This is a genomic window from Lysinibacillus irui, assembly GCF_028877475.1.
In the GTDB taxonomy this organism is placed as follows: Bacteria; Bacillota; Bacilli; order Bacillales_A; family Planococcaceae; genus Lysinibacillus; species Lysinibacillus irui.
The window spans coordinates 4,432,270-4,447,526 of sequence record NZ_CP113527.1 but is presented as its reverse complement, the minus strand read 5'-3'; the positions used below and the strand labels follow the sequence as shown (position 1 = coordinate 4,447,526).

Sequence of the window (15,257 nt, the reverse complement as noted above, 5' to 3'; positions counted from 1 at the left end):
GCTGCTAATCTCCTTTACAGTGTTCAATACATAAAAAAATCGCATTTATAGAAATGGTAAATACGTTCATTTTACAACTCGTCCACATAATCACAAGTTGTGGATAAAAGTTAACCAAAGGCTGTGATAAAAATTATCCACAGCATATTAACAGTTGTGGATAATTAAAATGTTCGTTTCAGTTTTCAACAAAGTGAAGCACAGTAATCGTATCAGAAAAACAAAGCTATTTCAATAGTTTATGAAACTTATCCACATAGCTTGTAGTTATGCACTTCAGAGTTGTCCACAAGCACTGCTTATGTGAAAAAGCTGTAGATAATTGTTGTGGATAAAAAATAATGCAAAAAATACTATACACAACTCTGTGTAAAAAAAACAAGTACTCTGTGGATAAATATTTTATGTTCATGGGAAATAATTAATCGTTATTTATGAGAATACAAATGTTAACTAAATAGAAATTGAGATGAATAAAAAAATAAGTAGAGTGGATGACTAAAAGAAATTTATGAAATACATTGACAAAATAACTAGATACTTTATATAATATTCGAGTCTGTATGTTGAAAAATTCAACTCATTCAGGAGGTGTCTATATAAATGAAACGTACTTACCAACCAAAAAAACGTAAGCACAGCAAAGTTCACGGTTTCCGCGCACGTATGAGCACGAAAAACGGACGCAAAGTTCTTGCTGCTCGTCGTCGTAAAGGAAGAAAAGTTTTATCAGCATAAAATAAGTCCACTGAGCCACATCAGTGGTCTTTTTTTTCTTTATTTTTGGTAAACCTAGAAATGAGGATCAAAAGATATTATCTAATAGCAGGTGAAAGAAATGAAAAAACGCCAAAGAGTGAAAAAAAATGATGACTTTCAAAAGGTGTTTAAAAAAGGTAAATCTTTCGCTAATCGTCAGTTTGTCGTTTATTTTTTAGCAAAAGAGGGGCAAACCGAATTTCGTGTAGGTTTATCAGTTAGTAAAAAGCTTGGGAATGCGGTAACACGCAACCAAATAAAACGCTATATTCGACAAAGTATTCAGGAATTAAAGAATGATTTAAAGCCGAATATGGATTATGTTATTATCGCCAGACAACCGGCGGCCACTATGGATTTTCATGAAGTGAAACAGAGTTTGCAGCATGTACTACGAATCGCAAAGGTTATGAAGAAAGTGTAATGTATGCAAGCAAGTGGTGAAAAATGTCTGTCCTGTTAATAGTAGTGTACAGCGAATTTGCATACGATAATAAGTAAGGGGAATATACGCATAGGGGTATATGAAATACTGTATTTCACTAAAAGTATGTAAATTTCGCAACATAACTTATGAATAAATTTATGTAGTTAGAATATTTAGTAGAGTGAACGTTATAGGCGTGATAAAATAACTGATAACTTTATCTTTATTGAGGACGTCCAAAACGCTGACAGAATTTAGGTAAAGTAGCCGGCAGATCTTGTGGTAGGAAACTGTCTGTGAATGAAAAAATGCATATAGAATTAAGAAAAAGTGAATAGTAATTGTAGGGGGAAGAAGGTTGAAAAAACAACATTGGGTAATTTTGTCACTAGTATCAGTAGCCTTACTACTTTCTGGTTGTACAGAATTCAATGAACCAATTTCCAAAGACAGCACAGGCTTCTGGAATGAATTCATTGTTTGGCCGTTGGTATCAGCGATAAAATACTTTGCTGATCTGCTCGGTACGTATGCATGGGGGATTATTGCCGTAACAATTATTATTCGTTTAGCAATTTTACCTTTAATGATTAAACAAACAAAGAGCTCTAAAAAGATGCAAGAAATTCAGCCAAAATTGAAGGAATTGCAAAAGAAGTATGCTTCTAAGGATGCTCAGACACAGCAACAATATCAGCAAGAAATGATGAAGCTAATGAGTGAATCTGGAGTAAACCCACTTGCTGGATGTTTACCAGTAATCATTCAAATGCCAATTTTAATTGGTTTCTATCATGCAATTAGTCGTATGAATGCTACATCTACATTTGATTTAGGGAATTTCTTTATCTTCCCGTTAGCAGATCCTGCACCTGCATTAGCAATTACGGCAGGTTTAATGCAATTTATCGTATTGCGTACAGGACCAGCAATGGATAATCCTCAAATGAAAATTATGATGTATATTATGCCATTCATGATCATTGCTTTTGGTATGGCCTTACCAGCTGCATTATCACTATATTGGGTAATCGGGAATATTATTTCGATTTTCCAAAACCTGTTTATTTATAAACCTTGGAATAAAGATAAAACACAACCTGCTCAAAATGGAGGGGCTAAAAAGTGAAACAACTTACGCAAATAGGCGCAACAACACAAGAAGCGATCTCATTGGCGTTACAGAAACTTGGCAAAACCCGTGAACAAGTAGATGTTGAAGTTTTACAAGAAGGTAAAAAAGGATTTTTAGGTTTTGGTGCACGTTCTGCAGAGGTACGTGTAACTATAAAGGAAGTTCAGGTTCCGACAATTGAAAACGAAAAAGCCGAACCGCAAAATACGACACAATTAGACGAACCACTGGCAGTAGATAATGTTGAAACAATAAGTTCACAAGTTTCTGAACAACCAAGTGAAATCGAAGCTGTTCAACAAGTCGTTAAAGAACAAAATGAAGAAGTAGATTCAGCAAATCCAATTGAAGATGCAAAAGCGTATTTAGTAAGCATTGCTGAACAACTGGATATTCATGATCTTGATATTGCTACGACTCGTGAAGGGAAATATGTATTATTTCAATTAAAAAGTGAGAAGGCGGCACTGCTTATCGGGAAACGAGGTCAAACACTAAATTCCTTACAGCAATTAACGCAACTAATATTAAATAAAAGTGCTAAGCAATTTTTAATGGTGAAATTAGATGTAGAAAACTATCGCGAACGTAGACAAGTAGCATTAGAATTATTGGCAGATCGAATGGCGGATAAAGCATTACGCTTAAATCAACGTGTGGCATTTGAACCAATGCCGTCTTACGAACGAAAGATAATTCATAATCAATTAGCAAATCGTCTAGATCTTGAAACGTATTCAGAAGGCACAGAACCTAATCGTTATTTAGTAATTGAACCAGTAAAAAACCGTTAGACTGTTGCTCAAAAATCATACAGACAATATATTTTGAAAGGTCATTTTATCTGCGTGATAAAATGACCTTTTTAATGTGACAGAGAATATCGATATTTGTCGAAAATAAGATTAACTATAAAAATGATTTTATCCACATTTGGAAATGATCCTTACTTTAGATTTTGCAGAAAATATGTTAGTCTAAGGTGTTAGTAAGTATTGGTCGGTTTTGATTATCCACATGTGGATAACGTTGAGGAGGTCATTAAATGGAGTTCGATACAATTGCTGCGATATCCACACCAATGGGTGAAGGTGCCATAGCCATCGTTCGTTTAAGTGGGGACGAGGCAGTAACGATTGCAGATAAAATATTCAAATCACCTGGTGGAAAAAGTTTAACTACGAAAGATTCGCACACCATTCATTATGGGCATTTAGTTGATCCTAAAACAAATGAGGTAGTAGAGGAAGTTATGCTATCGCTGATGCGTGGACCTAAAACATTCACGCGTGAGGATGTTGTAGAAATAAACTGTCATGGTGGACTAGTTTCAGTCAATCGCGTATTAAAACTTGCCTTAACAAATGGAGCAAGATTAGCTGAGCCAGGTGAATTCACAAAACGAGCTTTTTTAAATGGACGTATAGATCTTTCACAGGCTGAAGCTGTTATGGATTTGATAAGAGCAAAAACAGATCGTGCGATGAATGTTGCTTTGGGCCAAATGGATGGGAAATTGTCGAGACTTATTGGTGATTTACGCCAAGCTTTACTAGAGACATTAGCACAGGTAGAGGTTAATATAGATTATCCGGAGTATGATGATGTAGAAGAAATGACGGTCCCTGTATTAGTAGAGAAATGTACATGGGTAAGAAATGAAATTATTAAACTTCTACAAACATCTTCTCAAGGAAAGATTTTGCGCGAGGGATTATCAACTGTTATTTTAGGTCGTCCGAATGTAGGGAAATCTTCGCTTTTAAATAGCTTAGTACAAGAAAATAAGGCCATAGTGACAGATATCGCAGGTACGACTCGTGATATTATAGAAGAGTACGTCAATGTACGTGGTGTTCCACTTCGTTTAGTGGATACAGCAGGTATCCGGGAAACAGAGGATATTGTTGAACGAATTGGTGTAGAACGCTCTCGTGAAGCTCTTCGTGGAGCAGATTTAATTTTATTTGTATTAAACTATGCAGATGAATTGACTGCAGAGGATGAGCGACTTTTCGAAACAATTGATTCGATGGATTACATCGTCATTGTTAATAAAACAGATCTACCGCAAAAAATAGATTTAGCACGTGTTAAAGAATTAGCTGGTGACCACCGTATTGTCACGACTTCTCTGTTACAGGAGGAGGGCATTACTGAATTAGAGGAAGCCATTGCAGCATTATTCTTTGAAGGACAAATCGAAGCGGGCGATTTAACATATGTTTCAAATGCAAGACATATTGCTCTTCTGCACCAAGCACAAGCAACAGTAGAAGATGCAATAGCAGCTGCACAGGAGGGTGTACCAGTAGATATGGTACAAATTGATGTAACAAGAACATGGGAAATACTTGGTGAAATTATTGGTGACACAGTACAAGAAAGCCTAATTAATCAGTTATTTTCACAGTTCTGCTTAGGAAAATAAATTTATAAAGGGAAAGGAAGATACGAGCATGCCAACAAAATATGAGGCAGGCACGTATGATGTTATTGTAATTGGCGCAGGTCACGCAGGTTCAGAAGCTGCTCATGCTGCGGCTAAAATGGGCGCAAACACATTAATGCTAACAATCAATTTAGATATGATTGCATTTATGCCGTGTAATCCATCTATCGGTGGCCCTGCCAAAGGAATCGTCGTACGTGAAATTGACGCTTTAGGTGGCGTCATGGGGAAAGTTATTGATAAAACACATATACAAATGAGAATGTTAAATACAGGAAAAGGTCCAGCAGTACGTGCATTGCGCGCACAAGCAGACAAAGTTTTATACCAACAAGAGATGAAACGTGTGTTGGAGGAAACTGAAAACCTAACAATCCATCAAGGAATGGTTGAAGAGTTAATTATTGAAGATGGAGAAGTGAAAGGGGTCATTACACAAATTGGAGCCGTCTATCGTGCTAAAACAGTAGTGGTGACAACAGGTACTTTCTTACGCGGTGAAATTATTATCGGTGATATGAAATACTCAAGCGGTCCTAATAATCAACAACCTTCGATCCGTTTAGCTGATAATTTAAAAGAGCTTGGTTTTGATTTAGTTCGTTTTAAAACAGGTACACCACCACGTGTAAATAACCGTACAATTGATTATGACAAAACAGAGATTCAACCAGGAGATGATGTTCCACGTGCATTTAGTTTTGAAACAACTGAATTCATTATGGATCAACTTCCTTGCTGGTTAACATATACAAGTCCTGAAACACATGAAATTATTGAAGCGAATTTACATCTTTCACCGATGTATTCAGGGATGATCAAAGGGACAGGTCCACGTTATTGTCCGTCGATTGAAGATAAAGTTGTGCGCTTTAATGATAAGCCACGACATCAAATATTCTTGGAGCCAGAAGGTCGTAACACGCGTGAGGTCTATGTTCAAGGTTTATCAACAAGTTTACCAGAGCATGTTCAAACACGTTTACTAAAATCTATCCCTGGCTTAGAAAATGCGGAAATGATGCGTGCTGGTTATGCAATTGAATATGATTCAATAGTGCCAACACAATTATGGCCAACATTAGAAACAAAACGTATTAAAGGCTTATATACAGCTGGGCAAATTAACGGTACATCTGGTTATGAAGAAGCAGCCGCACAAGGCTTAATGGCAGGAATGAATGCTGCTGCGAATGTCCTTGGTAAAGAAGAGTTAATTTTAAGTCGCTCTGATGCCTATATTGGCGTTTTGATCGATGACCTGGTAACAAAAGGGACAAATGAGCCGTATCGTTTATTAACATCTCGTGCAGAATATCGTCTATTGTTACGCCACGATAACGCAGATTTACGTTTAATCGAGCTTGCATATAACATGGGCATGATTCCACAAGAAAGATATAATAAATTCAATGAGAAAAAAGAGCTGATTGAAAAGGAAATTGCACGTCTTCGTGAAGTCATTATTAAACCAAATGAGACAACGCAATCTGTTATTCGTTCAGTTGGTGGTAGTGAATTAAAAGATGGTATTCGTGGCGCAGATTTATTAAAACGTCCTGAAATGCATTATGAGTTAATATCTTCTTTAATTCCGGCAGAAATTGAATTGTCAGATGAAGTGAAAGAGCAAATTGAAATACAGCTTAAATATGAAGGCTATATCGAAAAGGCATTGCAACAGGTAGAGAAGCTACACAAAATGGAAAATAAAAAAATCCCTGAGAATATTGATTACGATGCTATTTCTGGTTTAGCAACAGAAGCACGTCAAAAATTAAAACAGGTTTTACCTCTTTCTATTGCCCAAGCCTCTCGTATTTCTGGAGTTAATCCAGCAGATATATCCATTCTGCTTGTTTACATTGAACAAGGTAAAATTGCGAAAGTAAGCAGCTAATAAGACAGTAAAGTAAATAAGGGGCGGGCATACCATTGTGCCCGCTTCCTATTTTTAAAGTTATCCTATTGGTAGAACAGGATAGCTAGATTAATAAAGGAGACTTTACATGAACGAACAACAATTTATAGAGGCACTGAAAGAGAAAGGCATTGTACTTTCAGATAAGCAGATCTCTCAATTTAAAAAGTACTTTGAGCTACTTGTCGAGTGGAATGAAAAGATGAATTTAACGGCTATTACAGATGTAGAAGGCGTTTATTTAAAGCATTTCTTTGATTCAATTAGTGCCTCTTTCTATTTTGATTTTTCCAAAGTAACCACTGTTTGTGATGTTGGAGCAGGTGCAGGTTTCCCTAGTATACCTATTAAAATCTGTTTCCCACATTTACACGTCACAATTGTCGACTCTTTAAATAAAAGAATTACATTTTTAAATCATCTAAGTGATGAGTTACAATTAGAAAATATGCATTTTGTACACGCACGAGCTGAAGAGTTTGGTCAAAATGTAAAATATCGTGAACAATTTGATGTGGTAACAGCACGCGCTGTAGCTCGGTTATCAGTGTTATCGGAGTTATGCGTACCTTTAGCAAAACAAGATGGATATTTTGTTGCTTTAAAAGCTGCAGCTGGGGCAGAAGAATTAAAGGATGCTAAAAAAGCTTTAACAACATTAGGTGTTAAACTAAGAGAAGAATTTTCTTTCAAGCTACCTATTGAAGAAAGTGACCGCATTTTATATATATTTGATAAAATAAAAGGAACACCGAAAAAATACCCGCGTAAGCCAGGTGTACCAAATAAAACACCGATTCAATAATTAGTGTTTCATGTGAAACTACTCAAAGTAGAAAATATTTTTTCTATTTTGAGCATACATACTAGTTATGGATGGTTCACGCAAAAGACATCTATGAACTATATACATTTGGAGAAATATAATAAATAATAATAGAATGACACAGAGCAAGATAGTTACTTAAAGGTGGTGCCACTTGGATGAAAAGTCCTTTTTCACGTTTTTTTGGAGGCGGGAGTAAAACGGAGCCTATTGTGAAAAATGAAGTAGAACAAGCAGAGGCGGTTCATGCAGCGGAAGAAGTCATAAAGTTGCCTATTAATCAAATTGTACCTAACCGTTTTCAGCCACGTACTATTTTTGATGATGAAAAAATTGAGGAATTATCAAGAACCATTCATACACATGGTGTGATTCAGCCAATTGTTGTACGTAAAACATCAGAAAATCAATATGAAATCATTGCCGGTGAGCGTCGTTATCGGGCGATGAAAAAGCTACAATGGACAGAGGTCCCTGCTATTGTACGTAATTTAACTGATAAGGAAACAGCTTCTATTGCGTTAATAGAGAACTTACAGCGTGAAGAGTTAACTGCAATTGAAGAAGCGGTAGCCTATCAAAAATTATTAGAGCTTCATGAGCTTACACAGGAAGCACTTGCCCAACGACTTGGAAAAGGACAATCCACTGTAGCCAATAAATTACGTTTATTAAGGTTGCCGGAAGAAGTGCAGCAAGCCATTTTGAAGCGCCAAATATCTGAACGACATGCACGTGCATTAATCGCAGTAAAAGATCAACCATTACAATTAGAAATTTTACAACAAACGATTGATAATGATTGGAATGTTCGTCAATTAGAGGAACAAATTCAGACAATATTAAATCCAGTAACAGACGAGCAGGAAGAATCGGCACCAAGGAAAGCAAAGCCAAAGAGAAAAGCTATAAGTAAAGATGTACGCATTGCTTTAAATACGATTAAACAATCGTTAACAATGGTAACAAAAAGCGGTATTACGGTGAAAACAGAAGAAGAAGATACAGAAGAATATTATCAAATTACAGTGAAGATACCTAAAAAGAAAAAGGTGTAATAAATTATTCTAAAAAAGTAATTTAGAGCTTTATCGAACACTGTACAGAGGAGATATCTCAGAAAGATAAATGAGATATCTCCTTTTTTGTATATATTCTTAATATTTTATACAACTCTCTTCAATTTTTTTGATAGAATGAGAGTTAGATAGCGGATTAAAGAGTGATTTTACAAATGATTTGTCAAAGTAAACTTTGATAGATGAAAGCAGGTGCTTTTAAATGGGTAGAATTATAGCAATCGCCAATCAAAAGGGTGGCGTAGGTAAAACAACAACTTCGGTCAATTTGAGCGCTTGCCTAGCTTATTTAGGTAAGAAAGTGCTTTTAATTGATACTGATCCGCAGGGGAATACAACAAGTGGACTTGGTATTAATAAAGGAGAAATACAGGGCTGTATTTATGATGTGCTCATTGACGACGAAGATGTAGAAAATGTCATTCAAAAAACAAATGTTGAAAATTTATCAATCGTGCCAGCAACAATTTCACTTGCAGGTGCCGAAATTGAGTTGGTTTCTACTATTTCAAGAGAAGTGCGATTAAAACATGCACTGCAAAATGTTAAAGAAGATTTCGATTATATTATTATTGACTGTCCTCCTTCTTTAGGACTTTTAACAATTAATGCATTAACTGCTTCAGATGCACTGATTATCCCGGTTCAATGTGAATACTATGCATTGGAAGGGCTAAGTCAATTATTATCCACTGTTCGACTTGTTCAAAAGCATCTAAACCAGCAGCTTTATATTGATGGGGTTCTTTTAACAATGTTGGATGCACGAACAAACTTAGGTTTACAGGTTATTGATGAAGTAAAAAAATATTTCCAAGATAAAGTATATAAAACGATCATTCCTCGTAATGTGCGATTAAGTGAGGCACCAAGTCATGGTCAACCAATCATCACTTACGACGCAAAATCTAGAGGTGCAGAAGTTTATTTGGAGATGGCGAGGGAAGTGATAAAAAATGGCTAAAGGTTTAGGAAGGGGCATTGGTGCACTATTTCCAGGAGAGTCTTTAGAACAAAGTGGGCAAGTAGAAGAAATCCAATTGGATTTAATTGTTGCGAACCCATATCAGCCTCGTAAAATTTTTGATGAGGAAAGTTTACAGGAGCTAGCAGATTCTATTAAAGAGCATGGTATTTTGCAGCCAATTGCTGTTCGAAAAAAAGGACGTAAATTTGAAATTGTTGCTGGGGAACGCCGTTATAGAGCATGTCTCTTAGCTGAATTAGAGGTTATTCCTGTCATTATTAAAGAGCTATCAGATGCTCAAATGATGGAGCTAGCCATTTTAGAAAATCTCCAACGTGAGGATTTAACAGTTATTGAAGAAGCAGAAGCCTATCAGAGCTTAATGGAAAACCTACATTTAACACAAGAAGAATTATCTAAGCGGCTAGGAAAAAGTAGACCACATATAGCCAATCACGTTCGTCTACTTGCTTTACCAGAAGATGTTCGAAAATTGATGAATGAAGGCATGTTATCAATGGGGCAAGGACGGGCTTTACTCGGCTTGAAAAATAAAAGAAGAATTTCAGAAGTAGCCAATAAGGTAATTAACCTAGGCTTGAATGTACGTCAGGTTGAAATGCTAGTACAAAGTATCAATGAAGAAGTTTCACGTGAAACAATTCCACCAAAGAAGAAAGATATTTTTGTAGCAGCCAAAGAATCCCAATTACGTGATTATTTTGGAACAAATGTACAAATCAAAAAAACAAACAATAAAGGAAAAATTGAAATTGAATTTTATTCCGAAGATGATTTAGAACGTATTTTAGAAATTTTGAACTTACAGGAAGAATAAAATAATATTTCTATAACTTAATCAGAGCGCCAAGCAAACAGGCGCTCTCTATTTTTTAGAGAGAAGGAAGGCTTAAGTGTGGTAATACTAGGGGCATTGATTAATGCTGTGCTAATTATAGCAGGTGCATTAGTGGGGCGCATTTTTAAAAATATTCCTGAATCTATGAAATCTACGGTCCTATCCATTATTGGTTTAGCGGTCACATTGTTAGGGATAAAAATGGGCTTTGAAAGTGATAACTTTATTATATTAGTAGTAAGTTTAGTTGTAGGTACAGTAATAGGTGAGTGGTTGGATTTAGATAAGCAAATGAATCGGCTTGGAAAATGGGTCGAGTCATTATTTCGAACAAAACGGAATGATCAAAACCAAATAAGCATCGCAGAGGGCTTTGTCACTGCTTCTCTAATTTTTGTTGTTGGGTCGATGGCTGTAATCGGTGCACTCGATAGTGGTCTACGTAATGATCACAATGTTTTAATTACAAAGGGATTAATAGATGGATTTACATCCATTATTTTAGCATCCACATTAGGTATAGGTGTTATGCTATCGGCTGTACCTGTCTTTGTTTATCAAGGCTTAATTGCACTTTTTGCGGGCGTTATAAGCTCCTTTATACCTGATGCGGCGCTAGAAATGTACATTACTGAAATGACTGCTGTTGGCGGCGTAATGATTATGGCAATAGGGTTAAACATTGCTGGTTTAGCTAAAATCAAAGCTGCTAACTTGCTGCCAGGTATTATCGTTGTTGGCGTTATGGTTGCCATCTTCTACACTTTTCAGTGAATAACGGTGGGCAGCTAATAATAAAGCTCTAGAAAGTTTTTCTGCCATAGCATAAGAAATATGAAGTCTTGTATTTTGTAAAACAAGCATTTCCATAAAGCCTCCAATATTGACGATTCCTTTAACGGAAATGTCTCCGATTGGAGGTAATTCTTTTTTTACAGCCTTGCCGGGAAAAATAGGACCGCTTTGAACTGAAATATGGCCAACATTTTGCTCACTGCCAAGACAGGCATCAATCGCAATAATAAAAGGTTTTGTAGTATGATTGTGTAGCTGTTGCATAGTAGAATCAAGATTTAGAGCATGTAAAGGATCTTCTAAAGAACCAACAATTTCATAGGGAAAGCTAACTGATTTTTTTAGAAAGCTACCTGTTAATGGTCCAAGTGTATCACCTGTACAGCGGTCACTACCAATACAACAAAAAATTAAACGTTCATGATGAAACGGTATATGTTCTAAAAATAATGTGCTTAATTGCCAAACAGCATTTTTACTCTCGTGATGAAGGGAATAAGGTAGTAACATATTTGGTATAGTATTCATAAAAAAACTCACTTTCTTTTTATATTTAGAAGTGCTCAATTTTTATGCAGTATACGCAAATTTTTAGCAAGTTATTCAATAGGTGGTAATGATGGAAGAGAATAAAAAAAAGTTAATGGAGAGATATTGGGATAAGCTCACATCTGAGGAACTTTGGGATCATGTGATTGATGCATCCATAGAGATTGTGCTCATTTTATTAGCATCATGGTTAGCTGTAAGATTAGGTAAAAAATTTATTAAAAAAGTGTTCTTAATACGAATGCGTTCCCCATTAAACCACTCAGAGCGACGTCAACGAACAATTGCAAGATTATTACAAAGTGTGATTTCTTATGTAGTTTACTTCTCAGCGATTATAGGAATTCTTTCTTCTTTAAATATAAAGGTAGCAGGGCTATTGGCCGGTGCAGGGATTGTTGGTTTAGCAATAGGTTTTGGTGCTCAAAGTTTAGTAAAGGATGTTATTACTGGATTCTTCATTATCTTTGAAGATCAATTTGGTGTAGGGGATTATATAAAAATAAATGCAGCAGAAGGTACAGTTGTAGAAATAGGTTTACGTACTACAAAAATTAATGGAGCCACGGGGGAGCAGTTCATCATCCCAAATGGTGCAATTGGTGAGGTCGTCAATTATTCTGTTAACAACTCCAAAATTTTTATAGATTTACAAATGACCACAGCTGCTGATTTTGGGAAAGCTGAAGCGGTTATTAATAAGTATTTAGAGACATTACCTACATTGCATAAGGAATTAATAACGACTCCGGTTTTTTTAGGTGTGCAAAATGTTAAAGGGACTGAGGTAACAATACGTATAGCGGCTGAAACATTACCACAGCAACAATATGGCGTTGCACGTACAATTCGCCGTGATGTTACAAAACTTTTTGAAGAAAATAACATACCAATGGCCTATCCAAAAATGATGTTCTATGGAAAAGATGAGGGGAGAAGTGAATAACATGGAAGCTAAAAAATTTGGTTTAAATGATATCGTTGAAATGAAAAAACAACATCCATGTGGTACAAATAAATGGAAGATTATTCGTATGGGCGCAGATGTCCGTATTAAATGTGAAGGGTGTCAGCATAGTGTCATGATTCCGCGCCGTGAATTTGAGAAAAAAATGAAAAAGGTTTTAATATCTGCTAATGAGGCTTAACATCAGGCATATTAGACTTTTTATGAGCGAATCAATATAATAGATAAGGTTATATGAGAGAAAATTTGAACTGAGTATAGAAAGGTTGTGTCCATTCATGGCATTAACAGCTGGAATCGTTGGTTTACCTAACGTTGGAAAATCAACATTATTTAACGCAATTACAAAAGCGGGCGCATTGGCTGCAAACTATCCATTCGCAACGATTGATCCGAACGTTGGTATCGTTGAAGTACCAGATGCACGTTTAGATAAATTAACAGAATTAGTTGTACCGAAAAAAACTGTGCCAACTGCATTTGAATTCACAGATATCGCAGGAATTGTAAAAGGTGCTTCCAAAGGTGAAGGATTAGGGAATAAATTCCTAGCTCATATTCGTGAAGTGGATGCAATTTGTCAGGTTGTACGTTGTTTTGTAGATGAAAACATTACACACGTATCAGGTGCAGTAGATCCAATTGATGATATCGAGGTAATTAATTTAGAGCTTGCGCTAGCTGACTTAGAATCAGTAGATAAACGTATACAACGAGTTAGTAAAATGGCAAAACAAAAAGATAAAGATGCAATGATTGAAGAGCCAGTACTTCTAAAAATTAAAGAACAATTAGAAAACGGTAAACCAGCACGTGCTGCAGAACTTTCAGATGATGAGCTAAAAGTAATTAAAGGTCTTCATTTACTAACAATTAAACCAATGCTTTATGTTGCAAACGTTTCAGAAGATGAAGTAGCAGATGCAGACAACAATGAGTATGTGAAAAAAGTACGTGAGTATGCGTCAGCTGAAGGTGCTCAAGTAATTACAATTTGCGCAAAAATCGAAGAAGAAATTTCCGAGCTTGATGATGAAGAAAAAGCTATGTTCTTAGAAGAACTAGGCATTAAAGAATCAGGTTTAGATCAGCTAATCCGTACTTCTTATGATTTATTAGGATTAGCAACGTACTTTACTGCAGGTGTACAAGAAGTACGTGCTTGGACGTTCCGTAAAGGTATGAAGGCGCCACAGTGTGCAGGTATTATTCATACTGACTTTGAACGTGGCTTTATTCGAGCAGAAACGGTTGCTTATGATGATTTACTAGAGGCAGGTTCTCAAGCAGCAGCTAAAGAAGCTGGTAAAGTTCGACTTGAAGGTAAAGATTATGAAGTACAAGACGGCGATATTATGTTATTCCGCTTTAATGTATAAAAATGGACAGGGGCAATCTACAATGGTTGCCCTTTTTTGATGGATCCGTTATCAGAATTTTTAGTAATGGGGGCAGTTATACAAATGAATCTTTTACAGATTAAAGAACGTGGGTTAGAGTTTGAGCAGCTTGGAAAGCTACCACAAGATGTACTTGATTTTATTTATGAACAAAAATTGTTTAAATTGTTCATGTCAAAAGAATTAGGTGGTAAGGATTTAGATTTAGTGGAAGGTGTAAAAGTATTTCAGCAGATGTCAGCTATAGATGGGAATTTTGGTTGGCTAATTACAATTGGTACAGGGGGGAATGCGTTTATTCCAACCTTCAGTGCAAATGTTTGTGAGAAAATTTTTATGCCTAAGGATGCAGTCATAGCAGGTAGTGGTTATCCAACAGGAATAGCTGTGAAAGAAGAGGGTGGTTATGTTGTAACGGGACAGTGGAAGTACTGCAGTGGCTCCAATTATGCGTCTACTTTTACAATGAACTGCTTTATTGAAGAAGACGGGATCAAAAAAGATGAAATTATTAGTTGTTCAGTGAGTCCACAAGACGTTGAGATATTGAATGATTGGTGTGCGATGGGATTGAAGGCAACAGCCAGTCATACGATTCGTGTGAATAATATTTGGGTACCCGAAGAAGCAACGTTTCAACTAGGAGCAATAAAAAATAGTTATGGCAACTCAGTACATAGCTTTCCATTTGTAACTTTTGCGGAGGCTTCGTTTTTAAGCGTTTGTCTTGGTATTACCGAAAATTTCTTAGAAGAAGCATATAAATTAACAAAGCAACGAAATCATGATATCAATCGAGCTGAACGGATTGGGGCATTACAATTTTTATTGATGCAGCAGCAGAAGCATTATAAGCAATATGAGGAGCGGTTCTATACAACATTGACTTTATATTGGCAAAAACACCAACAGGGTGTCCTTTTAACAGAAGATGAACAATCTCAATTTACACAAATGAGTAAAGAGATTGCTGCTGCTTGCGTTGACATAGCAAATCATTTAATACGAAGTCTTGGTATGGAGGCTATTACAGAAACATCTACGCTTAATCGTATATGGAGAAATTTATATACCGCAGCTCAGCACGGATTTTTAACGCCTTAAAGAATAGATAGAATCTG

At 36.1% G+C, this 15,257-nt stretch carries 16 protein-coding genes; 15 read left to right on the top strand and 1 reads right to left on the bottom strand.

The window, feature by feature from the left end:
• Nucleotides 1–603: 603 nt before the first annotated feature.
• The 11 genes from rpmH (at nt 604) to OU989_RS22365 (ending at nt 11,199) form a co-directional block, all read left to right on the top strand.
• Entirely contained in the window at nt 604–738 is a 135-nt protein-coding gene (gene rpmH, locus OU989_RS22415; protein ID WP_004233310.1) for a 50S ribosomal protein L34, read from the top strand.
• A gap of 100 nt (nt 739–838) precedes the next feature.
• Complete coding sequence (gene rnpA, locus OU989_RS22410) at nt 839–1,183, top strand: ribonuclease P protein component (RefSeq protein ID WP_274795104.1); 345 nt, start codon at nt 839–841, stop codon at nt 1,181–1,183.
• A 361-nt stretch (nt 1,184–1,544) separates the two neighbouring features.
• Nucleotides 1,545–2,315 carry a membrane protein insertase YidC gene (yidC, locus tag OU989_RS22405; protein WP_274795103.1) on the top strand — a complete coding sequence of 257 codons (771 nt, stop codon included), beginning with the start codon at nt 1,545–1,547 and terminating at the stop codon, nt 2,313–2,315.
• Entirely contained in the window at nt 2,312–3,115 is an 804-nt protein-coding gene (gene jag, locus OU989_RS22400) for an RNA-binding cell elongation regulator Jag/EloR (protein ID WP_274795102.1), read from the top strand. Before yidC ends, jag begins: the two co-directional genes overlap by 4 nt.
• Nucleotides 3,116–3,366: 251 nt before the next feature.
• Complete coding sequence (gene mnmE, locus OU989_RS22395) at nt 3,367–4,752, top strand: tRNA uridine-5-carboxymethylaminomethyl(34) synthesis GTPase MnmE (protein WP_274795101.1); 1,386 nt, start codon at nt 3,367–3,369, stop codon at nt 4,750–4,752.
• Nucleotides 4,753–4,780: 28 nt separating this feature from the next.
• Nucleotides 4,781–6,673, top strand: coding sequence for a tRNA uridine-5-carboxymethylaminomethyl(34) synthesis enzyme MnmG (gene mnmG / locus OU989_RS22390; RefSeq protein WP_274795100.1), 1,893 nt, complete (start codon nt 4,781–4,783; stop codon nt 6,671–6,673).
• 109 nt (nt 6,674–6,782) lie between these two features.
• Entirely contained in the window at nt 6,783–7,499 is a 717-nt protein-coding gene (rsmG, locus tag OU989_RS22385; RefSeq protein ID WP_274795099.1) for a 16S rRNA (guanine(527)-N(7))-methyltransferase RsmG, read from the top strand.
• A gap of 179 nt (nt 7,500–7,678) precedes the next feature.
• Nucleotides 7,679–8,578: a nucleoid occlusion protein gene (gene noc / locus OU989_RS22380; protein WP_274795098.1), complete on the top strand. Its 900-nt coding sequence runs from the start codon at nt 7,679–7,681 to the stop codon at nt 8,576–8,578.
• Nucleotides 8,579–8,801: 223 nt separating this feature from the next.
• Nucleotides 8,802–9,563: a ParA family protein gene (locus OU989_RS22375; RefSeq protein WP_274795096.1), complete on the top strand. Its 762-nt coding sequence runs from the start codon at nt 8,802–8,804 to the stop codon at nt 9,561–9,563.
• A complete protein-coding gene (locus tag OU989_RS22370; RefSeq protein ID WP_274795095.1) occupies nt 9,556–10,404 on the top strand; it encodes a ParB/RepB/Spo0J family partition protein in 849 nt (282 codons plus the stop codon). Before OU989_RS22375 ends, OU989_RS22370 begins: the two co-directional genes overlap by 8 nt.
• 78 nt (nt 10,405–10,482) lie before the next feature.
• The gene (locus OU989_RS22365; RefSeq protein ID WP_274795094.1) at nt 10,483–11,199 is read left to right on the top strand and encodes a DUF554 domain-containing protein; all 717 of its coding nucleotides are present in this window, start codon (nt 10,483–10,485) and stop codon (nt 11,197–11,199) included.
• On the opposite strand, the gene yyaC is transcribed toward OU989_RS22365, so the two are convergent.
• Nucleotides 11,116–11,748: a spore protease YyaC gene (gene yyaC / locus OU989_RS22360; RefSeq protein WP_274795093.1), complete on the bottom strand. Its 633-nt coding sequence runs from the start codon at nt 11,746–11,748 to the stop codon at nt 11,116–11,118. The two genes, OU989_RS22365 and yyaC, sit on opposite strands and share 84 nt — an antisense overlap.
• A 91-nt stretch (nt 11,749–11,839) precedes the next feature.
• Here yyaC and OU989_RS22355 point away from each other — a divergent pair, with 91 nt between their 5' ends.
• From OU989_RS22355 to OU989_RS22340, 4 genes are all read left to right on the top strand, one after another.
• Entirely contained in the window at nt 11,840–12,715 is an 876-nt protein-coding gene (locus tag OU989_RS22355) for a mechanosensitive ion channel family protein (protein ID WP_274797397.1), read from the top strand.
• A 1-nt stretch (nt 12,716) separates the two neighbouring features.
• A complete protein-coding gene (locus OU989_RS22350; RefSeq protein WP_274795092.1) occupies nt 12,717–12,917 on the top strand; it encodes a DUF951 domain-containing protein in 201 nt (66 codons plus the stop codon).
• Nucleotides 12,918–13,014: 97 nt separating this feature from the next.
• Entirely contained in the window at nt 13,015–14,115 is a 1,101-nt protein-coding gene (ychF, locus tag OU989_RS22345; protein ID WP_274795091.1) for a redox-regulated ATPase YchF, read from the top strand.
• Between the two features lie 39 nt (nt 14,116–14,154).
• A complete protein-coding gene (locus tag OU989_RS22340; protein ID WP_274795090.1) occupies nt 14,155–15,240 on the top strand; it encodes an acyl-CoA dehydrogenase family protein in 1,086 nt (361 codons plus the stop codon).
• The last annotated feature ends 17 nt before the right edge of the window (nt 15,241–15,257 follow it).